The sequence below is a fragment of the Brevundimonas sp. C43 genome (assembly GCF_030732185.1).
GTDB classification, from domain to species: domain Bacteria; phylum Pseudomonadota; class Alphaproteobacteria; order Caulobacterales; family Caulobacteraceae; genus Brevundimonas; species Brevundimonas diminuta_C.
Map to the genome: position 1 here is coordinate 647,600 of NZ_CP132231.1, position 19,366 is coordinate 666,965.

20 protein-coding genes are annotated in these 19,366 nt (G+C 67.0%); 13 read left to right on the forward strand and 7 right to left on the reverse strand.

What is annotated here, in order from left to right; all coding sequences use genetic code 11:
* Positions 1-3: 3 nt before the first annotated feature.
* Positions 4-1,092: a sn-glycerol-3-phosphate ABC transporter ATP-binding protein UgpC gene (locus Q9R14_RS03205; protein WP_306003474.1), complete on the reverse strand. Its 1,089-nt coding sequence runs from the start codon at positions 1,090-1,092 to the stop codon at positions 4-6.
* A gap of 174 nt (positions 1,093-1,266) precedes the next feature.
* Between Q9R14_RS03205 and Q9R14_RS03210 the strand changes: the two genes are divergently transcribed.
* From Q9R14_RS03210 to Q9R14_RS03230, 5 genes are all read left to right on the forward strand, one after another.
* Positions 1,267-3,885, forward strand: a complete 2,619-nt coding sequence (locus tag Q9R14_RS03210; protein WP_306003475.1) for a TonB-dependent receptor — start codon at positions 1,267-1,269, stop codon at positions 3,883-3,885.
* 82 nt (positions 3,886-3,967) lie between these two features.
* On the forward strand, positions 3,968-4,684 hold the full coding sequence (locus Q9R14_RS03215; RefSeq protein WP_306003476.1) for a hypothetical protein: 717 nt from the start codon (positions 3,968-3,970) through the stop codon (positions 4,682-4,684).
* 372 nt (positions 4,685-5,056) lie between these two features.
* A complete protein-coding gene (locus Q9R14_RS03220) occupies positions 5,057-5,995 on the forward strand; it encodes a winged helix-turn-helix domain-containing protein (protein WP_306003477.1) in 939 nt (312 codons plus the stop codon).
* A gap of 91 nt (positions 5,996-6,086) precedes the next feature.
* Complete coding sequence (locus Q9R14_RS03225; RefSeq protein ID WP_306003478.1) at positions 6,087-7,094, forward strand: sensor histidine kinase; 1,008 nt, start codon at positions 6,087-6,089, stop codon at positions 7,092-7,094.
* 62 nt (positions 7,095-7,156) lie between these two features.
* Positions 7,157-7,504, forward strand: a complete 348-nt coding sequence (locus Q9R14_RS03230) for an ArsC family reductase (protein WP_306003479.1) — start codon at positions 7,157-7,159, stop codon at positions 7,502-7,504.
* Here Q9R14_RS03230 and Q9R14_RS03235 read toward each other — a convergent pair.
* Together Q9R14_RS03235 and Q9R14_RS03240 are read right to left on the reverse strand one after the other, a co-directional pair.
* Positions 7,497-8,306 (reverse strand): endonuclease/exonuclease/phosphatase family protein, encoded by an 810-nt coding sequence (locus Q9R14_RS03235; protein ID WP_306003480.1) that lies wholly within the window; start codon positions 8,304-8,306, stop codon positions 7,497-7,499. The genes Q9R14_RS03230 and Q9R14_RS03235 overlap by 8 nt on opposite strands.
* A gap of 7 nt (positions 8,307-8,313) precedes the next feature.
* Positions 8,314-8,553 (reverse strand): DUF2188 domain-containing protein, encoded by a 240-nt coding sequence (locus Q9R14_RS03240; protein ID WP_306003481.1) that lies wholly within the window; start codon positions 8,551-8,553, stop codon positions 8,314-8,316.
* Between the two features lie 175 nt (positions 8,554-8,728).
* Between Q9R14_RS03240 and Q9R14_RS03245 the strand changes: the two genes are divergently transcribed.
* From Q9R14_RS03245 to Q9R14_RS03280, 8 genes are all read left to right on the forward strand, one after another.
* Entirely contained in the window at positions 8,729-9,127 is a 399-nt protein-coding gene (locus tag Q9R14_RS03245; RefSeq protein ID WP_055808381.1) for a DUF6249 domain-containing protein, read from the forward strand.
* Between the two features lie 24 nt (positions 9,128-9,151).
* Positions 9,152-9,709, forward strand: a complete 558-nt coding sequence (locus Q9R14_RS03250; protein WP_306003482.1) for a sigma-70 family RNA polymerase sigma factor — start codon at positions 9,152-9,154, stop codon at positions 9,707-9,709.
* On the forward strand, positions 9,699-10,115 hold the full coding sequence (locus Q9R14_RS03255) for a hypothetical protein (RefSeq protein ID WP_112862236.1): 417 nt from the start codon (positions 9,699-9,701) through the stop codon (positions 10,113-10,115). The genes Q9R14_RS03250 and Q9R14_RS03255 overlap by 11 nt, the downstream gene beginning before the upstream one ends.
* Positions 10,116-10,184: 69 nt before the next feature.
* Entirely contained in the window at positions 10,185-11,021 is an 837-nt protein-coding gene (gene panB, locus Q9R14_RS03260; RefSeq protein ID WP_306003483.1) for a 3-methyl-2-oxobutanoate hydroxymethyltransferase, read from the forward strand.
* 79 nt (positions 11,022-11,100) lie between these two features.
* The gene (locus Q9R14_RS03265) at positions 11,101-11,916 is read left to right on the forward strand and encodes a tetratricopeptide repeat protein (protein WP_306003484.1); all 816 of its coding nucleotides are present in this window, start codon (positions 11,101-11,103) and stop codon (positions 11,914-11,916) included.
* A gap of 26 nt (positions 11,917-11,942) precedes the next feature.
* The gene (locus Q9R14_RS03270) at positions 11,943-13,325 is read left to right on the forward strand and encodes a PQQ-like beta-propeller repeat protein (RefSeq protein WP_306003485.1); all 1,383 of its coding nucleotides are present in this window, start codon (positions 11,943-11,945) and stop codon (positions 13,323-13,325) included.
* 31 nt (positions 13,326-13,356) lie between these two features.
* The gene (der, locus tag Q9R14_RS03275; protein ID WP_055754955.1) at positions 13,357-14,976 is read left to right on the forward strand and encodes a ribosome biogenesis GTPase Der; all 1,620 of its coding nucleotides are present in this window, start codon (positions 13,357-13,359) and stop codon (positions 14,974-14,976) included.
* Positions 14,977-14,980: 4 nt separating this feature from the next.
* Positions 14,981-15,457: an NUDIX hydrolase gene (locus Q9R14_RS03280; protein ID WP_306003486.1), complete on the forward strand. Its 477-nt coding sequence runs from the start codon at positions 14,981-14,983 to the stop codon at positions 15,455-15,457.
* 4 nt (positions 15,458-15,461) lie between these two features.
* Here Q9R14_RS03280 and Q9R14_RS03285 read toward each other — a convergent pair whose 3' ends face one another.
* The 4 genes from Q9R14_RS03285 to purF all read right to left on the reverse strand — a co-directional run bounded on the left by Q9R14_RS03285 (position 15,462) and on the right by purF (position 19,349).
* Positions 15,462-16,352 (reverse strand): LytTR family DNA-binding domain-containing protein, encoded by an 891-nt coding sequence (locus Q9R14_RS03285; RefSeq protein ID WP_306003487.1) that lies wholly within the window; start codon positions 16,350-16,352, stop codon positions 15,462-15,464.
* The gene (locus Q9R14_RS03290) at positions 16,283-16,957 is read right to left on the reverse strand and encodes a hypothetical protein (RefSeq protein ID WP_306003488.1); all 675 of its coding nucleotides are present in this window, start codon (positions 16,955-16,957) and stop codon (positions 16,283-16,285) included. Before Q9R14_RS03290 ends, Q9R14_RS03285 begins: the two co-directional genes overlap by 70 nt.
* Positions 16,958-17,032: 75 nt before the next feature.
* A complete protein-coding gene (locus Q9R14_RS03295; RefSeq protein WP_306003489.1) occupies positions 17,033-17,785 on the reverse strand; it encodes an SDR family NAD(P)-dependent oxidoreductase in 753 nt (250 codons plus the stop codon).
* A gap of 58 nt (positions 17,786-17,843) precedes the next feature.
* Positions 17,844-19,349, reverse strand: a complete 1,506-nt coding sequence (gene purF / locus Q9R14_RS03300; protein WP_306003490.1) for an amidophosphoribosyltransferase — start codon at positions 19,347-19,349, stop codon at positions 17,844-17,846.
* Positions 19,350-19,366: the final 17 nt, after the last annotated feature.

The following is a 19,366-nucleotide window of genomic DNA, read 5'->3' on the forward strand; positions in this document are numbered from 1 at the left end:
GATTTAGATGCGCTTGAAGGCTTTCCCGTCCGCATCAAACAGGTGCGCCTGTTTTGCGGGCACGTGCAGCGTGAGTCGCTCGCCCGCCTTGGCCCGCAGTTCGCCCGTCAATTGAACCGTGAGCGTCTCCTGTGTCGCTGGATGCTTCAGGTGCACCATGGTCGTGGCGCCCAGGGTTTCGACGAACATGACCTCGGCGCTCAGGGCGTCGCCGGCGTCGTTGAGGGTCAGATGCTCGGGGCGAACGCCCAGGGTGACGGCGTCGCCGGGCTTGGCCGAAGCGGCGTTCACGGCGATCCGGATCCTCTCCCCGTCCGTCGTCTTCACCGTCGCGCCGGTCGCCGACGCCTCGACGATTTCGGCGGTCAGCAGGTTCATCTTGGGGCTGCCGATGAAGCCGGCGACGAACAGGTTGGCGGGGTTTTCGTACAGGTCCATGGGCGAGCCGACCTGTTCGATCCGACCGGCGTTCAGCACCACGATCCGGTCGGCCAGGGTCATGGCCTCGACCTGGTCGTGGGTGACATAGATCATCGTGGTCTTCAGCTCGGCGTGCAGCCGCGCGAACTCATAGCGCATCCGCACGCGCAGGGCGGCGTCCAGGTTGGACAGGGGCTCGTCGAACAGGAAGACCTCGGGTTCGCGCACGATGGCGCGGCCGATGGCGACCCGCTGGCGCTGGCCACCCGACATCGCCTTGGGCTTGCGATCCAGATAGTCGGTGATGCTGAGCGCCTCGGCGGCGGCGCGGACGCGGCGGTCGATCTCGCTCTTGTCCGTCTTAGCCAGCTTCAGGCCGAAGGCCATGTTCTCGTAGGCGGTCATGTGCGGGTAGAGCGCATAGGACTGGAACACCATGGCGATGCCCCGGTCCGACGGCGACAGGTCGTTGACCACGCGGTCGCCGATCAGAACCTGGCCCGTCGTCGCCTCTTCCAGACCGGCGATGGTACGCAGCAGGGTGGACTTGCCGCAGCCCGACGGGCCGACGAAGACGACGAACTCGCCGTCGGCGATCTCCAGATCGACGCCCTTCAGCACCTCGACGGCGCCGAACGCCTTCTTCACGTCGACCAGACGGACGTTCGCCATGCTTCCTGCTTTCCTGACCCGCTTTTGTTTTGCTGCACCGTAACCGGTTACATCGCAGGATCAATGGCGCACGATGTCTCGTCGATGATTGAAATTGCAAAACTGCAAAATTGTGCTTTCGCAAAAACGAAGCGCTGGATAGAAGCCCGCTGCCAATCGCGGGGGAGTATCCGAATGACGCAGCGCAACTTCTTGATGACGACAGCCTCGATCGCTTGGCTGGCGACGGCTGCGGCCGTCCAGGCCCAGGAGGCGTCGCGCGTGGACGATGTGGTCGTCACCGGCTCCCGGATCGCAGGCGGCGAGCGGATCGCACCGGTGGAGACCGTGGCCCGCGAGACGGTGGCCGCCGCCGGCATCGCCGATGCCTCTCAGCTGGTCCGGCTGATCACGGCCAACGCGGGCTCCGAGGCCCAAGTCGATCAGCTGAACCAGCCGCAAAGTTCGGGCACAGCCCAGTTCAACCTGCGCAATCTCGGCCTCGGCTCGACCCTGGTTCTGGTGGACGGCCAGCGCTGGACCAACAGCGCCGTGGTGGCGACGGACGGCTCGGGCTTCGTCGACATCAACTCGCTGGTTCCGATGATCGCGCTTCAGCGGGTCGAGGTGGTCAAGGACGGCGCCTCGGCGGTCTATGGCTCGGACGCCGTGGCGGGCGTGGTCAACTTCATCACCCGGCGGGCCGTGGACCGCCCCGAGATCAGCGCCAAATACGCCGTCGCCGACGGGTCGGAAGAGAGCGTGATCGAGGCGCTCAGCGGGTTCGGGCTGCTGGGCGGAGACCTGACGCTGGCGGCCTCGCATTTCCATCGCTCGGCCCTGGGTTCCGACGAGCGAGACTTCACCCAAGCCGAACGCTATGGCCGCGCCGCCTGGACGGCCGTGACCAGCTATGGCCAGCCGGGTTCCTACTTCCGACCCAGCCGCAATGGGTTTTCGCCCGATCCGTCGTGCGGCAACCCGGCGTTCGGCAGCGCCTATCTGAACACGCCGACCGACAGCTTCTGTCGGCTGGACTATTCGGACTTCTTCGATCTGGCCCCGGAGGAAACGCGCACGCAGCTGTTTGCGGACTACCGGCGGCCTGTGGGCGACATGACGCTGTCGTTGCAAGGGGCGTGGTCGGCGACGAACACCATCGCGCGCCAGTCGCCGTCGCTGCCGATCCTGGCGCGGTCGCTGACCGTGCCGGCGTCGCATCCCGACAATCCGTTCGGCGAGGCGGTGCTGTTCCGGGGGCGGCTGCTGGGGGCGGAGGCCGGCGCGTCGCAGGCGGAGTTCGACTATCGCACCTGGCGTCTGGCGGCCGGGCTGGATGGGCGGTTCGGCAATGGCTGGACCTGGAACCTGTCGGCGACCAGCAGCCGCCAGCACGTCGCCTATGACAAGCCGGACACCATCGGCAGCGCCTTGCAGAATGCGCTGAACGGCCTGGGCGGGGCGGGCTGCAATCCCGCGACGGGGACGCCCGGCGTCGGCGCCTGTCAGTATTTCAACCCGTTCGGCAGTGCCTATCTGGGGACCGGGACGGCGAACAGCGCCGCCCTGATCGACAGCCTGATCGGCTCGACCGGCCTGCGAGGCGCGGCGACCCTGACGACGGCGGACGCCTCGACCAGCGGCGAGGCCCTGGCCTGGGCCGGCGGGTCGGTCGATGTCGCCGTCGGCGCCCAGTATCGCCGCAGCGGCTTCCGTCACGACTGGAGCGATCTGGTGAACCGGGGCGATCTGCTGACGGCGGGCGTGTCGCCGGACTTCGAGGGCGATCAGGAAGCCCTGGCCGCCTTCGCCGAAGCCCGCCTCCATCTGGGCGACCGGATCGAGGCGCAGCTGGCGGGGCGCTACGAATCCTACGACGGCAACGAGGGCCGGTTCAGCCCCAAGGCCGCGATGCGGTGGGACGTCACCGACGCCCTAGCCCTGCGCGCGTCGTGGGGGCAGGGGTTCCGGGCGCCGTCGGTCTATGCTCAGGCGGGGGCGCAGGCGTCGCAGCCGTCGGTGTTCGATCGGGGGGCGTTCGTCTTCGTCAACACCCTGACCTCGGGCCGGGCAGATTTGAAGCCCGAGAAGTCCGAGAGCCTGAACCTGGGCGCGGTCTGGACGCCGATCGACGGGCTGGAACTGGGCGTGGACGCCTGGCGGTTCGACTATGCCGATCAGGTGGTCAAGGAGTCGGCGCAAGGCATCATCAACCAGGCGGCGGCCGACACGGCGGCGGGGCGGACCGGCACGGAGGCCCAGAGCCGGATCACCCGCTCGGCCAGCGGCGCCCTGACCTTCGTGCAGCTGTATTTCATCAACGCCTCGTCCATCGAGACCCAAGGGATCGACCTGTCGGCCCGCTATCGGCGCGGCCTGTGGGGAGGGCAGGCGACGGCCTCGGCGACCTGGACCTATGTGGACGCCTATGACATCCGGCTGGACGCGTCGGCCGCAAAGGTGTCGGGCGTCGGTTCGACCAACCTGAACAACATCGGCCGGTCCCTGCCGCGCAATCGCGGGGAGTTCGCCCTGGGCTGGAGCGGCGGGGCGAATGCGGTGACGGCTTTGGTCCACTATACCGACGGATATGCCAACGACCGCAGCGGCATCACCGACGCCAGCATCGCCAGCCAGACGACGGTCGATCTGCTCTACAGCCGCACGATCGGCGCCGACCTTGCTCTGTCGGTCGGGGTGGTCAATGTGGCCGACAAGGCCCCGCCGCTGGCGCAGTTCGCCCTGGGCTATGACCCGGTCGTGGCCGATCCGCGCGGGCGGGTGGTCAGCATCGGCCTGAGCAAGCGGTTCTGAGCAAGCGGTTCTGAGCAAGCGGTTCTGGTTGGCGGTTGCGCGGTCAACCGGGCGGTGTATGCATCCCCCAGGGGAGAATCCGATGACCGACGGCGAGACGACGCGCAAACAGGCGTTCAAGGACCTGTCCGAGGACGCGCTGGGCTTTGGCGGCGCCGAGGTGCGGACCGCGCGCGACCTGCTGGTGCGACCCCGACTGGTGCTGCAGGCCTGGATGATCGAGGGGCCGACAGGGGGAGGGCGTTACGCCAAGCCGTTGAAGCTGTACCTGGCGCTGAATGCGATCCTGATGCTGATCGTCTTTCTGCGCGGGGGACTGAGCCTCTATCTGGAAGGCATGCCGGCCGAAGTTCTGAACCCTTTGCTTCAGGAAGCGGGCAAGTCGCGCGACGCCTTCATGTCGGACGCCGACGGCTGGATGTCGCTGGTCGCCGTGCCGATCATGGCGCCCCTCTATGCCCTGGCGGCCATGCCGCTGTTTCGCCTGTGGGACGCCGAGGACCTGGGTCTGAGATGCGGGTTTCGCGCGGCCTTCGCCTATCTGAACGCCTGGACCGTGCCGTTGCTGCCGCTGGCCTGGTTCATGTTCAGCCCCGGCCCGCTGGCCGCGGTGTGCAGCCTTTTGATGCTGGCGCTCGGCATCGTGGCCTTCATGCGTATGGGGCGGGGACGGTGGTATCGGGGCGTGGTCCCCGGCCTGGCCAAGGGCCTGATCGTGATGACGGCCATCGGTCTGTCCAGCGTCGTTGCGACCTTCATCGTGATGGTCATCGGCGTCTTCGCCGGGTTCGCGGCCTAGACGGTCGCCTGACAAAAACACCGTCTAATTCGTCTAATTCGTCTGAAATCAGCGACCGAGCGAAATTGCACGGCGTCCCGAAAAGGCGTGCAAAGTGCAAGGTGGTGCAATTCGTGAGCGCTGCTGTTTTCAAAGACCCGTCGACATCATAGTCCCGTTCGGGGACACGTAAGGTCGATTGACGAAGGCCGTCTCTAAGCGCTCGACACTAAAGGGGATTTGTCGGCGAACAATGACGGCAAGGCTGCGCCTTTGTGCGTGGATCGGTCGTCGGCCGGCATCTGTCCAGAAACCTCATTTTCGGTAGTTGCCTTGTCGACAGGGGCGCGAGCGAGGGCGACAGTGTTCGTCGAAGCCTCAAACGGTCCGCCAATGTCTCTGCGTTTACAGGCCGCTCAGGTCGCTTGGCTGAATACGAAGCTGACCCTCGATTTCATCGCCGCATCCCGCACCTGGATCGACGAGGATCTGATATCCGCCCTGCTGACCGCGGGCGTCGTGGATGCAAACGTCAGAGGCGCCGACGACGAAGGTGCGGCGCGCGACTCTTCCGTTGGAGCCGGCATTTTGCCGAACGCCCTGCGGCGGCCTGTGAATGCCATCAGCATCGCCATGTCCCTGGGCGTGCCGCGCGAGAGCGCGCGCACCAAACTGGCGGGATTGGTGGAGCGGGGCGTACTGGTGCGGACCGACGGCGGTTTCGTCCTGCGCGCCGAGGTGTCGCAGTCGAAACCGTTCAAGTCCGCGATGGAAGCTTTCCTTCTGGCCACGGTGGAGTTCGTCGATGGGCTGGCGATGCTGAATGCATGCGGCGCCCGCGACGGCGACCGGGTCGTCACGCCAGCCTGGCCTGTCGCAGGCCTGGCGACGCGGCTGATGACGGCGCATGTCTTGAAAGGTATCCAGCACGCCCGATCGCTGAAGCCCGAAATCAGCCTGACGACGCACTACGTCCTGCTTTGGCTGTCGCATCTCACCGGAAGCGCCTTGCGCGTCGTTCAGGACGAGCAGGACGCCGGCCGTCTTGCCCCGCTGAACCCGCCGTTGGGGCCGGTGAGCGTGATCGAGGTCGCCAAGGCCGCCAGAATGGACGACGAAACGGTTCGCAGGCACCTGGGTCAGCTTGAAAAGGCAGGCTTGGTCATCCGGGTCGCGGGCAAGAGAGACATCAATCTGCCGGATCAGACCCTGGTCGCGAACTGGCTCGATTTCCAAAGCCGGACGATCCTCGGCACACAGCATCTGGTGCGCAAACTCTATTTCGCAGGCGTGATCGTCGATCGGCCAAGCGAAACCATTCGATTGTTCTGAACGACGATGATGAGGTTCGCATCACAGATTGATGCTGCGGCTGCTTTCGTCGGTTGCGCGTCGAATGCCGTCGTCAACAGGGGCCGCACTGATGCCAGCCCTTATTGATGCGTTTGACTGGGCGACGACGCCCCTTGGGCCAAAGCGCGATTGGTCGCCCGCGCTGAGCATTACCTATGACATGATGATGGGAATGGGTTTCGCGGCCAGCGTCATGTGGGGCCCGGAGCGCACCTTGCTCTACAACGGCGCCTATATTCCGCTGCTCGGACAAAAGCATCCGAACGCCCTGGGCCGTCCGCTGGACCAAGTCTGGCATGAGGTGTGGGACGATTTGCGCCCGCTGACGGAGCGCGCGCTGGCAGGCGAAACCGTTTTTCTGGAAGACCTGCCGCTGACGATGGTTCGAAACGGCTATTCAGAAGACACCTGCTGGGTGCTGTCCTACAGCCCCGTGCGGGAGGGCGACGCGATCGTCGGCATTCTCAACATCGCCATCGAAACGACCGAGCGGGTGCGAGGCGAACAACACCGTCAGATGCTGGTCGACGAATGCGGCCACCGGGTGAAGAACACGCTGGCCCTGGTTCAAGCGGTCGCCCGCAGCACCTTGTCGGGCGTCGATCGCGATGTGCTGGAGCGTTTCGACGAGCGACTGAACGCCATCGCCAAGACCCAGCAGACGCTGGACGAAAAGGCTTGGAATGGCGGCGACCTCGGTGAGATCGTTCGAGAAGCGGTGGGTAATCTGGTGCGCAGGCCGGTTTCCATCTCGGGGCCCTCGGTGCACCTGTCGCCGCGCGTGGCGCAGACGGTCGCCTTGATCATCCACGAACTGACGACGAACGCGTTCAAGCATGGCGCCCTCGCCAAGCCCGGCGGCCGCGTCTCGGTCGATTGGCGGCTGGACGAGGGTGAACTCGTTCTGACGTGGATCGAAGGCGGGGGCGCGCCGGCCCATCCGCCGCTCAAGACCGGCTTTGGCGTCAAACTGCTCGCGAGAGGCCTGCTGGGGTGCGGCGGCGCGGATCTTCGCTATGGCGTAGAGGGGTTCTCGGCGACGTTCACAGCGCCGGCGTCGCGTCTGACCGACAGTTGACGATGCTCGACGAGGGGGCGAAAGCGGCTGCATCCGCTTGATCCTCAACCTTCGAGAGACCCATGACCTACACCCTGTACGGCATTCCCAACTGCGACACGGTGAAGAAGGCCCGGGTCTGGCTGGAGCAGCAGGGGGTCGACTATGTTTTCCACGACTACAAGAAGGCCGAGGTGGATGCGGGGCGGCTGGGCCAGTGGGTCGACGAGCACGGTTGGGAGACGGTGCTGAACCGGGCCGGGACGACGTTCAAGAAGCTGCCCGAAGCCGACAAGGCGGACATCGACAAGTCGAAGGCGATCGCGCTGATGACGGCCCAGCCGTCGATGATCAAACGGCCGGTGCTGGATCTGGGGGATCGGCGGCTGGTGGGGTTCAAGCCCGAGGCCTACACCTCAGCGCTTACCTGAGACGGACGGTCGCGACGACGCCGAAGTGGTCGGACGGATATTCACCGTTGGTCGGCGTGTCGCCAAAGCGGCGGGCCTCGCCGGGGATGAAGGCGGCCTGTTCGACGAAGATGTGGTCGATGACGCGTTCAGGGTGACCCTTGGCCGGGTTCAGGGTGGTCGTGACCCAGCCGCGAGGCAGGGCGCTGAAGAAGCGGGGGCCGGTCAGGGTCGAGAGGCCGGAATCTTCCTGGGTCGCATTGAAGTCGCCCATGACGATCAGGGGCGTGCCGTCCTGCGGCAGCCAGCCGAGCAGCGACGCGATCTGGCGGGCGCGGACCGGGCCGGCGTCCTGTTGCCAGGCCAGATGGGTGACGACGACATCGACCGGACGACCCTGGACCGCGACGCGAAGCCGAAGCGCGGTGCGGAAATCGTCGAGCGGCTCAAGCCTGGTCGAGGCCTCGGCCAGAACCGGCAGGCGGGTCAGCAGGGCGTTGCCATAGCGACGCGGGGCGCCCTCGGCGTCGGTCGAGACGAAGGCGACATGATAGCCGCCCAGCTCGCGCGCCAGCATCCGGGCCTGGTTCTCCAGCCCGACATTGGCGTCCTGCAGCACCTCCTGAAGGGCGATGACGTCGGCGTCCTGGGCCTTCAGAGCGGCGATCAGCAGCGGACGGCGGGCGGCCCAGTCACCCATGTTGTGCCAGATGTTGAAGGTGACGAGCTTCAGTTCGGCGGGCGTCTTGGCCTTTGGGGCCGTGGTGCAGCCTGCCAGCGGCACCAGCGCGGCGGCGGCCAGCAGGGTGCGACGGTGGATCATCTCGGCCTCAGCCCTCGACGTCCGTCGAGGGGCGGTCGTGGCCGTCGGCGCTTTCGGTGATCCATTCGCCGGCGGCGGTCTCGTATTCTATGGCGGCGGTCTGGTCCGGCACGCGCTGTTCGCGCGCGGCGCGAACAGCGGCGGCCTTGGCGTCGTCATGGCTGGCGAAGGTCTCGGAATAGGTGTCGCCGGACTTGTAGGCCCAGCCGCCGTCATGTTCGACGATGCGATAGGTGACATGGGCCATGGGACGCGCTCCTGAGATTGATGAAACCGGACCCTAGACCGAACCGGCTGCGGCCGAAACGGCGACCTTACGAAGATTTCACGCAACGCCGCGCATCCGTTGAGGCGTCGGCCAGCCTCTTGTGGTCAGAAGGCCGCCGCATCAGGCTGCTGCAACGGTTCAAGGGATACTCGACATGGAAGACTTCATTCCGATCTTCGCCATCTTCGCCGTCTTCGGCACGATTACGGCCATCGTCTTCGGCCCCACCTTCCTGAAGTACCGCGAAAAGCGCGACATGCAGGAGACTGTGCGTCTCGCCGTCGACAAGGGTCAGGAGCTGCCGCCCGAACTGCTCGATGTGATGACCAAGGATGTGCAGAAGGGGCTGCCGTCGCGCAGCAAGGACATTCGCAAGGGCGTGCTCAGCCTGGCGAGCGGCATCGGCATCGCCGGGTTCGGCATCGTCGTTCAGGGCACGACGCACGTCTGGGGCGGCAATGGCCAGGGCGCGTTGCTGGGCATCGCCTGTATTCCCGCAGCCATCGGCGTCGCCTTCATCATCCTGGGCTTCTTCAACCCGAACAAAGACTGACGTCCGCCGGAAGGGGGAAACGTCATGGTCAAATCATTGAGAGACTTCCACGATGTGGAGCTGGCCGCCCAGGCGGCGGCCGGCGGTCGGCGGGAGTATGGCGAGCTGGTGCGTCGGCACGGGTCGGCGGTGCGGGGGCTGCTGCGCCGGATGGGGGCGACGCCGTCCCTGTCCGACGACGTGGCGCAGGACGCCTTCCTGCAAGGGTTCCAGCGGTGCGCGGAGTTTCGCGGGCAGGGGACGTTTGCGGGCTGGATCAAGAAGATCGCGGCGCGGCTCTATCTGAAGCGAGTGGCCAAGGAGGCGCGCTACGTCGCCGAGATCGAGGCCGATCAGGCGGATGTGGTCGTCGACCGCGGGGGTCTGATGGACCTGGACGAGGCGCTGAAGACGCTCAGCGAGACCGAGCGTGTCTGCGTCTCCCTGTGCCACGGCGCGGGGATGTCGCATCCGGAAATCGCGGCAGCCATGAATTTGCCGCTTGGCACGGTGAAATCGCATGTCAAACGTGGTCTGGATAAACTCCGTGCGCGGCTTCACCCGGCGCACGGCTCAGGCGGGAGGTCGGTCCATGTCGGCTGACGAGTTCGATCCGATGATCGAAAGGCTGTTCGCCCAGGCGCCGAGCCTGCCGGACGAGGCCCTGTTCCTGGCGACGGTCAAGGCGCGCATGGAGACGCGGTCGCGCTGGCGCGCCCTGACCCTGACGGCGGCGGGATTGATCGGCGGCGTGCTGGCGGTGCGCGAAGGGGTGAACATCAACTTCACCGCCGACGGCGATACGACCCTGGCGCAAGGCCTGAGGGCCGCGGCCGCCACGGCGCAGGGCGCGGCGCAATCGGGCCTGGACGGATTGGGCCTGCAAGGTCTGGGCGTCGGGTCGCTGGATGTGATGAACGGTTCGGGCATGATGGCCTTCTGGATCGTCGCCGGGGCCCTGGTCGCCCTGATGGCGGCGGGCGTGGCGAAGCTGTCGCAGGACGTGTGAGCGCGGCTGCAAGGGTGACACCGGCGGGGCAGGGGCCTATCTGACCCCTTCACGTCAGGAGGCCCGGCGATGTCCGTCCATACCCAAGAGAGCGTCAAACGCATCACCGTGCCCGATATCGCGGGGCGCAAGGGCGGCGAGCCGATCGTCTGCCTGACGGCCTATGACGCGCCGATGGCGGCCCTGCTGGATCCGCACTGCGACGTGCTGCTGGTCGGCGACAGCCTGGGGATGGCGGTTCACGGCCTGCCCAATACCGTGGGCGTGACGCTGGAGATGATGATCCTGCACGGGCAGGCCGTCATGCGCGGCGCCAAACGGGCGATGGTGGTCGTGGACATGCCGTTCGGCTCTTATGAAGGCGGCAAGGAGGTCGCCTACGCCAACTGCATGCGGGTGATGAAGGAGACGGGCGCCCAGGCGGTGAAGCTGGAAACCAGCATCGAAATGGCCGAGATCGTCGCCTTCCTGGTCAAGCGCGGCATTCCGGTCATGGGCCATGTGGGCTTGCGTCCCCAGGCGATCCTGGCCGAGGGCGGGTTCAAGGCCAAGGGCCGGACCGACAGCGAGCGCGACCGGGTGCTGGCCGAGGCCAGGGCCGTCGCCGAGGCCGGCGCCTTCTGCATCGTCATCGAGGGCGTCGCCGAATCGCTGGCGCGCGAGATCACCGAGACGATCGACGTTCCCACCATCGGCATCGGCGCCTCGGCCGCCTGCGACGGTCAGGTGCTGGTGGTCAACGACATGCTGGGCATGTTCGACTGGACCCCGAAGTTCGTGCGCAAATACGCCGATCTGCGCACCGAGATCGACCGCGCGGCCGCCGCTTTCGCCAGCGATGTGAAAACCCGCCGTTTTCCTGCCGAAGTCGAGACCTACTTCTCGAAAAAGCCGGCTTCGCAGTAACGGACGACGTTGCGGGCGGGGAGCCGACCTTCTAGGGTCCGCGCCGGTTTGCATTTCGCGATTTTGGGGCGACGTTTCAGTGGTTGATGTCTTCGAGCAGGTCGAGGAGGAGCTTCGCTCCGACAAGTTGAAGCGCCTGGCCAAGACCTGGCTGCCCGTTTTCGGCGTGGTGCTGGTCGTCGCCCTGATCGGCGCCTTGGGCTGGTGGGGCTGGGACAGCCTGAACTCCAACAAGGCCGCAAAGGCCGCCGAGGCCTATGATCGCGGCATGGAGGCCCTTCGCGCCGACAAGCCGATGGACGCCCGCGCCGCCTTCGAGGAAGCGATCAAGGAAGGCAACGGCGCCTACAAGGTTCTGGCCCTGCAGCAGCAGGCCGGCCTGGCCGTCAGCGCCAACAAGTTCCCCGAAGCTGTCCGCCTGTTCGACGAAGCCGCCAAGGCGTCCAGCGATCCGATCCTGTCGGACCCGCCCGCCCTGAAGGCCGCCTTCCTGGTCATGGACACCGCGCCGCTGGCCGAGATCGAAAAGCGCCTGACGCCGCTGGCCGAAGACAAGCGCCCGCTGCACGCCTTCGCCCAGGAAGCCCTGGCCCTGGCGCGCCTGCAACACGGCAAGACCAAGGAAGCGCGTGAGGCGTTCGTGCTGCTGCAACTGGGTCAGGACGTGCCGGACTCGATCCGTCAGCGCGCCCAGATCGCCGTGGAATCCATCGACGCCGGCACCGCAGCCGCCATCAAGCCCATCATCGACGCCGCCGCCAAGGCGACGCCGCCGGCCGCCGGCGCCGCGAACGCGATGACGCCCTCGGCCGCGCAGGCTGCTCCGGCTCAGGCTGCCCCGGCTCAGGCTGCACCCGCTCAGGCGGCTCCCGCCGCTGCGCCGGCCGCCCAATAGTGACGACCCCTTACAGGACGCCCCCGATGAACCGAGTTCTGAAAGTCGCGCTGATCTGCGGCGTCGCCGCAACGATGGCGTCCTGCGGCACCGTGCGCCGCAACCTGCCGTTCGGTCTGGGCGGCGGCAAGGAAGACGCCGGCGCGACCGCCTCGGCCGGCCAGCGTATCTCGGTGCTGGAGTTCGAACAGAGCCTGTCGCCGTCGGCCGCCCTGTCGGGCCGCGACTTCTTCCTGCCGGGTCCGCAGGCTGTGACGGCCTGGACGCAGCCGGGCGGCACGTCCGAGAACCTGGTCGAGCATGTCATCGCGGCGCCGAACTTCCAGATCGCCTGGAAGCGGGGCGTAGGCTCGGGATCGGCCCACGTCGGCAACGTCATGGCCCCGATCGTGGCCGCCAACGGCAAGATTTTCGTGCTGGACGGCGAATCGACCGTTTCGGCGGTTTCGGCCGACACCGGCGCGATCCTGTGGAAGGCCAACGTCAAGAACGCCGATCGTGACCGCAACGGCGGCTTCGGCGGCGGCGTCGCCGTGGGCGGCGGCAAGGTCTTCGTCTCGTCCGGCTATCGCTCGATGACGGCGCTGGACGCCAACACCGGCGCGGTGGTCTGGACCCAGCAGGTGGACGCCCCGATCCACGGCGCCCCGACCGTTTCGGGCAACCGGGTCTTCGTCGTGGACGTCGACAGCCAGCTGTTCGCCTTCGACGCCAACACCGGCGCCCAGGACTGGACCTATCGCGGCATCGCCGAGCCGGCGCGCGTCATGCGCGCCTCCAGCCCCGCCGTCAGCGGCACGACCGTCGTCGCCCCGTTCGCCTCGGGCCAGCTGGTCGCGCTGAGCGCCCTGAACGGCCAGGCGGTGTGGGAAGAGACCCTGTCGCGCACCAGCCGCACCAGCGCCCTGTCGGAAGTTCGCGACGTGGCGGGCCGCCCGGTCATCAGCCGCGGCATGGTCTATGGCGTCAGCCATTCGGGCGTGATGTCGGCGCTGGACCTGCGTTCGGGCCAGCCCAAGTGGCAACTGCCGGTGACGGGCGTGAACGCGCCCCTGCCGGTGGGAGACGCCGTCTTCGTGGTGTCCAAGTCGGGTCAGCTGATCACGGCCAACCGCGACACGGGCCAGATCTATTGGACGCGCGAACTGAACGAGGGCCGCGAGCGCCGCGAGGGCGGTTTCCTGACCTTCGGCCGTCGCACCATCCGCCCGCAATGGTCGGGACCGCTGCTGGCCTCCAACCGCCTGGTGATGGTCAACTCGTTCGGCGAGGCCGTCGCCTTCGATCCGAAGACCGGCGTGGCGCAGACGACGCTGAAGCTGGGCGCGCCGGCCTATATCGCGCCCGCCGCCTATAACGGCGCGCTGTATGTGCTGACCGACAACGGCCAACTGATCTGCATCCGCTGATTTTCAGCCCAAACTAAGCTAGAAGGCCGACATGGCTCTGAAGGTCGCCATCGTCGGCCGCCCCAATGTGGGCAAATCGACACTGTTCAACCGCCTCGTCGGCAAGCGCCTGGCGCTCGTCGACGATCGCCCCGGCGTGACCCGCGACCGGCGCTACGCCGACGGCAATATCGGCGACATGGATCTCACGCTGATCGACACGGCGGGATACGAGGACGTCACCGACGACAGCCTGGAAGCCCGGATGCGCGAGCAGACCGAGGCCGCGCTGGACGACGCCGAACTGGTCATGTTCATGATGGACGCCCGCGAGGGCGTGACGTCGCTGGACCGGATCTTCGCCGAGCGCCTGCGCCGGGTGCACAAGCCGATCATCCTGTTGGCCAACAAGTCCGAGAGCCGCGAAAGCGGCGGCGGCGTCGGCGAGGCGCACGCCCTGGGCTTCGGCGAACCCGTCGCCATCTCGGCCGAGCACGGCGAGGGGATGGCCGATCTGTACGCCGCCATCGTCGCGGCCTCGCAGGACATCTTCGTCGAGGAGATCGACGAGCCGGACAAGCCGATCCGCATCGCCGTCATCGGCCGGCCCAATGCGGGCAAGTCCACGCTGATCAACCGCCTGATCGGCGACGACCGGCTGCTGACCGGGCCGGAAGCGGGCATCACCCGCGATTCCATCTCGGTCGACTGGCAGTTCGAGGGCAAGAACATCCGCCTGGTCGATACGGCCGGGATGCGTCGCAAGGCGCGGGTGCAGGAGAAGCTGGAGAAGCTGTCGGTCGCCGACACCATCCGGGCCATCACCTTCGCCGAAGTCGTCATCCTGATGATGGACAAGGACGACGCCTTCGACACCCAGGACCTGCAGCTGGCCGATCTGGTCGAGCGCGAGGGCCGCGCCCTGGTCTATGTCGCGTCGAAGTGGGACCTGGAGGACGAGCCCCAGTCGCGTATGGCCAAGCTGAAGGGCATGGCCGAGGACAAACTGCCGCAACTGAAGGGGTCGCCCTTTGTGGCCCTGTCGTCGCACAGCGGACGCGGCGTCGAGCGGCTGATGCCGGCGGTGCTTCAGGCCTATGACACCTGGTCGGTCAAGGTGAAGACCAAGGACCTGAACACCTGGCTGTCCATGGCCACCCAGCGGCACCCGCCCCCCGCCGTGGACGGCAAGCGGATCAAGCCGAAATATATCGCCCAGACCAAGGCCCGCCCGCCGACCTTCGTACTGATGGCCAATCGCGCCGAGTCGATGCCGGAGCATTACAAGCGCTATCTGGTCAACTCGATCCGCGAGAGCTTCGACCTTCCGGGGACGCCGATCCGCCTGAACGTCAAGTCCAGCGGCGTGAACCCCTATGCTGAGGGCGGCGCCAAGTCGGGGCCGGAACGCTACAAGGGCGACGCCAAGACCGCGCCGCGCCGCGTCAAGAAGGCCGAGAAGGAAGAGGCCCTGTCCAAACTGCCCGGCAAGGCGCTGGAGCAGAAGAAGACCCGCAAGGCCCAGCCCAAGATACTGGGCGGGTTGAAGTCCAGCGCGTCGAAGAAGGCCGGTTCGTCCGTGGCGGTCCAGAAGGGCGCACGCGGCGGCGCCCGTCAGGTGTCGCGTTCGGGCCGGATCCGCACGGGCCAAAAGGGCGGCGCCAAGAAGTGACGGCGTGAGCGAGGCCGAGAGCGCGCTTCCCGCCCGGCCCACCTCGCGTTGGCTGATCCTGGACGGGCAGGGGCGGGTGCTGCTGTTCCACTTCGTGTTTTCCGAAGGACCGCTCGCCGGCACGGCCTTCTGGGCGACGCCCGGCGGCGGGTGCGAGGCCGGCGAAACCTTTGAAGACGCCGCGCGCCGCGAACTGTTCGAAGAGACGGGGCTGGTCGTCAAAGACCCCGGCCCGCAGGTCGCCCAGGTCCGCGTCAGCTTCCGCCTGCCAGACGGCCGAATGGCGGATGTGGATCAGAGGTTCTTCCTGCTGCGCACCGACGACTTCGTCCTGTCGCCCAAGGGTTGGACGGACGAGGAGCAGCGGGTTCTGACCGAACACCGCTGGTGGAGCCTCGACGACATCCGCGATTCCAAAGAGACGATCTGGCCGGCTGAGTTGGCGGAAATCATCCAGGGTTTGCAGCCGCTCGAGCGATGACTGCTTACGGCAGTTTGCGACCCAGTTTTTCCAGCACGGCGTCGCGGTAGGTGCGGCTGACGACCAGTTCGGCGCCGCTGTTCATCGTCAGTCGCCAAGCGCCGTCGGACAGGGGCTGAACCTGTCTGACGCGAGCCAGGTTGATCAGGCTGGAGCGGTGGCTGCGGGTGAACAGGCGGGGATCCAGACGCGCTTCCAGCGCCTGTAGCGTGTCGCGGATCATGCCCTCCTTGCCGTCCCAGTTGACCACCACATAGTTGCCGGCCGAGGAGAGCCATTCGATGTCGCCGACGGAAACGGAGGCGCGCGCGCAGCCCGTCGAGACTAGTAGGCGCTGGGTCTGCTCCGGCTCCAGCATGCGAGCCTTGGACAGGGCGGTGGTCAGGACGGCGATTCGGTCGCGAGCGTCACGCGCGCTGCGCCAATAGGCGGCGGCCAGACCGACAGCGACGACGGCGGTGTAGAGAAGCAGGGCGACCGGCAGCCGATCGATGGTCCGCGCCGACCATTCGCCGCCCTCGCCGGCATGGTCGAGGAAGCTCATGTCGGTGCGGGCGTTTAGGCCAGCGATCAGGGGGACGGCCAGCAGCATGACGGCGGCCAGCAAGCCTATCGCCCGCCACCCTGCGCCGGTTCGGCGGATCACCGCCCACGTCAGGCCTGCGACGGCCAGCCACGGCGTGTAGGACAGGGCTGCCCAGAGAAGCGAGGCTCTCACCGACAGGTCCGCCGATCCCCGCCGGAGATACCAGGCGACGGCGAGCACGGTCGCGACATAGCTATAGGCCGTGAACAGGCCGACGACCGCCGTGACGGACGGATGTCTCAGCCAACGCACAGCGCGCGACGGCGTTTGCGGATCAACAAGATCGCGACCCAGACCACGATCAGGCATTGGAACAGGACGGTCGGCCAGAGCTGGCTCCACGTAGCAGGCAGGGCGGTCAGAAAGTTGCCGGAAAAGGCGCTCAGGACCGCAGAATAGGCGCCCAGCATCTTTGTCAGATGCTCATAGGTCCAGAGCTCAAGTGAAAAGGGCCAGGATTTCGGCGCGCTGAACCGCCACAAGTCCCACGAACCCATCGTCAGGGCGCTGGCAGCCAAAGCGACGGAGACTGTGGCGGGACCGTCCGACTGGCCTTTGGCCAGAAGGACGAGAACCCACAGGCCGATTCCGGTCACGCCCAGGGTCGCGGCCCAATCCAGCGGACGGGCCCGATCGGCTGTGTTCAGGTCGGGCCGTTTGCGTCTCAACACCCTGACGCCCGAGAACAGACCGAGAGTGGCGGTCGCCGACAGGGCCAGGAAATAGGTGTTGAACCGCAGCGCCGTCATCGCCCAGGCGCAGACCAGCAGGACGGTCATCAGGCCTGCGAACAGCCGTCCCCAGAAACGATGGGCTCGGCCGCCCTTGCGGCTGACGATGGGCATGACGCCGACCAGCACGGCGCACAGTCCGGTCGAGACGTGGATGATCAGGAAGGTTGAGAACAGGTTCATGGCCCCTGTCTTGTCGGCGCCCGGCCTCTGTCGCCACGAGCCTGGGACGAATGTCAGCAGGTAGGGACGAAATCCTCAGATCAAGGCGTCGACCGAGGGGCCGGCGATCCAGTCGCGGAACTTGATGGTCAGCGGGGGCGTGGCGGCGGCGTTCGACAGTTCGACGACCAGCGGGCCGATTTCGGAGGGGTGGGGCAGGACGGACGGGTCTTCGCCCGGATAGGCCTGGGCGCGCATGGCGGTGCGCATGCGGCCGGGATCGACGATGCTGACGCGCACGGGCGTGCTCTCGATCTCGTCGGCCCAGGCCTTCACCAGGGCCTCGGCGCCCGCCTTGGTCGCGGCGTACATGCCCCAGAAGGCCTTGGGCGCGCTGGCGACGCTGGTGGTGAAGTGGACGGCGCGACCGGCGTCGGAGGCGCGTAGAAGCGGTTCCAGCGAGCGGATCAGGCGATAGACGGCGGTGAAGTTGGTCTTTTCGACCTTGGCGAACTCGCGCGGGTCGGCGTGCGACACCGGCGTCAGGCCCGAGGGGCCCATGGTGGCGGCGCAATGGACCCAGATGTCCAGCTTCTTGAATCGTTCGAAGATGGCCCCGCCGAGCCGGTCGATGGCCCCGCCGTCCACCAGATCGAACGGGATCAGGGTCGCATGGCGGCCGGTGGCGGCGAAGATGGCGTCGTCCAGCTCTTCCAGACCGCCCTGGGTGCGCGCCGTCGCGATGACGTGGGCGCCGGCCTTGGCCAGGGCCAGGGCGCTCTCATAACCGATGCCGCGCGAGGCGCCGACGACGAGGGCGATACGGTTGTTCAGGGGAAGTTCGGACATGGCCGCTGATAGCGCGGCCTTGACCCTGAAGCCAAGGCCCGCGCAACCAGGTTTCGCCCTAGGCGCTGACCAGCAAGGACAGCTGTTTGGCGCCGAACTCGCGTCCGCCTTCCTCGATCTCGCGATCCAAGAGGCGGGTGGGATAGTCGCCGGTGAAATAGTGGTCGGTGAACTGGGGCGCGGCGCTGTTGCGGCCCGTCTCGCCCATGGCGCGATACAGACCGTCGATGGACAGGAAGCCGAGCGAATCGACCTCCAGCATGTCGCGCATCTCTTCCAGCGTCTTGTTGGCGGCCAGCAGCTGGGCGCGCTCGGGCATGTCGATGCCGTAGAAGTCGGGGAACAGGATTTGCGGGCTGGCCGAGCGCAGGTGGACCTCGGTCGCGCCGGCGGCGCGCACGGCGCGGACCAGCTTCAGCGAGGTGGTGCCGCGCACGATGGAATCGTCGATCAGCACGACGCGCTTGCCGGCCAGGGCCGACTTGTTGGGGCTGTGCTTCATGCGCACGCCCTTTTGACGGGCGCCCTGGCTGGGCTGGATGAAGGTGCGGCCCAGATAGTGGCTGCGGATGATGCCCATTTCGTAGGGAATGCCGCTTTCCTGGGCGTAGCCCAGCGCGGCGGGAACGCCGGAATCGGGCACCGGCACGACGATGTCGGCCTCGACGCCCAGTTCGCGCGCGAGGCCACGACCCATTTCCTTGCGGACCTCATAGACGGAGCGGCCGTTCACAACCGAATCCGGGCGCGAGAAATAGACGTATTCGAACAGGCACGGACGCGCCGCGCGGGCGGGGAAGGGCTTGAGCGAGCGCAGGCCGCTGTCGTCGATGACGACGATCTCGCCGTGTTCGACATCGCGCACGAAGGTGGCGCCCATCATGTCCAGGGCGCAGGTCTCGGAGGCCAGAACCCAGCCGTTGCCCAGCTGGCCCAGGACCAGCGGACGGATGCCCAGCGGGTCGCGCGCGCCGATCATCTTGGTGCGCGTCTGAGCCACCAGGGCGTAGCCGCCCTCGATCCGGGCCAGGGCGTCGGTGAAGCGATCGACGATCTTGGCTTTGCGGCTGCGCGCGATCAGGTGGAGGATGACTTCGGAATCCGAGGTCGACTGGAAGATGGCGCCTTCGCTGACCAGCTGGGCGTGCAGGAATTTGAAGTTGGTCAGGTTGCCGTTGTGGGCAATGGCGATGCCGCCCTGGTCCAGATCGGCGAACATCGGCTGGATGTTGCGCAGGAAGCTGCCGCCGGCGGTGGAGTAGCGGGTGTGGCCCACGGCCGCGCGGCCGGGCATCCGCGTCATGAGGTCGGCGCCGCCGAAGGCCTCGCCCACCAGGCCCTGGTGGCGTTCGGTGTAGAAGCGCTCGTCCTTGACGCTGGCGATGCCGCAGGCTTCCTGGCCGCGATGCTGAAGGGCGTGAAGGCCCAGCGCGACGACGGAAGAGCCCTCGTCCTCGTCCGCGCCCCAGACGCCGCAGACGCCGCATTCCAGACGGAGCTGGTCATCCTCCGGCTCGCGCCAGTGCTCGCGGTGAACGACGGGATCGGCGATATGGTGGCGCATCGTGGGGCTCCGATGAC

Coding starts and splice junctions, on each gene's coding strand:
- Q9R14_RS03295 (WP_306003489.1), bottom strand. CDS start 17,785: ATGTCCGAACTTCCCCTGAACAACCGTATCGCCCTCGTCGTCGGCGCC.
- panB (WP_306003483.1), top strand. CDS start 10,185: ATGTCCGTCCATACCCAAGAGAGCGTCAAACGCATCACCGTGCCCGAT.
- Q9R14_RS03240 (WP_306003481.1), bottom strand. CDS start 8,553: ATGGCCCATGTCACCTATCGCATCGTCGAACATGACGGCGGCTGGGCC.
- Q9R14_RS03255 (WP_112862236.1), top strand. CDS start 9,699: ATGTCGGCTGACGAGTTCGATCCGATGATCGAAAGGCTGTTCGCCCAG.
- Q9R14_RS03215 (WP_306003476.1), top strand. CDS start 3,968: ATGACCGACGGCGAGACGACGCGCAAACAGGCGTTCAAGGACCTGTCC.
- Q9R14_RS03250 (WP_306003482.1), top strand. CDS start 9,152: ATGGTCAAATCATTGAGAGACTTCCACGATGTGGAGCTGGCCGCCCAG.
- Q9R14_RS03270 (WP_306003485.1), top strand. CDS start 11,943: ATGAACCGAGTTCTGAAAGTCGCGCTGATCTGCGGCGTCGCCGCAACG.
- purF (WP_306003490.1), bottom strand. CDS start 19,349: ATGCGCCACCATATCGCCGATCCCGTCGTTCACCGCGAGCACTGGCGC.
- Q9R14_RS03210 (WP_306003475.1), top strand. CDS start 1,267: ATGACGCAGCGCAACTTCTTGATGACGACAGCCTCGATCGCTTGGCTG.
- Q9R14_RS03245 (WP_055808381.1), top strand. CDS start 8,729: ATGGAAGACTTCATTCCGATCTTCGCCATCTTCGCCGTCTTCGGCACG.
- Q9R14_RS03205 (WP_306003474.1), bottom strand. CDS start 1,092: ATGGCGAACGTCCGTCTGGTCGACGTGAAGAAGGCGTTCGGCGCCGTC.
- Q9R14_RS03220 (WP_306003477.1), top strand. CDS start 5,057: ATGTCTCTGCGTTTACAGGCCGCTCAGGTCGCTTGGCTGAATACGAAG.
- Q9R14_RS03230 (WP_306003479.1), top strand. CDS start 7,157: ATGACCTACACCCTGTACGGCATTCCCAACTGCGACACGGTGAAGAAG.
- Q9R14_RS03290 (WP_306003488.1), bottom strand. CDS start 16,957: ATGAACCTGTTCTCAACCTTCCTGATCATCCACGTCTCGACCGGACTG.
- der (WP_055754955.1), top strand. CDS start 13,357: ATGGCTCTGAAGGTCGCCATCGTCGGCCGCCCCAATGTGGGCAAATCG.
- Q9R14_RS03285 (WP_306003487.1), bottom strand. CDS start 16,352: ATGCCTGATCGTGGTCTGGGTCGCGATCTTGTTGATCCGCAAACGCCG.
- Q9R14_RS03225 (WP_306003478.1), top strand. CDS start 6,087: ATGCCAGCCCTTATTGATGCGTTTGACTGGGCGACGACGCCCCTTGGG.
- Q9R14_RS03235 (WP_306003480.1), bottom strand. CDS start 8,306: ATGATCCACCGTCGCACCCTGCTGGCCGCCGCCGCGCTGGTGCCGCTG.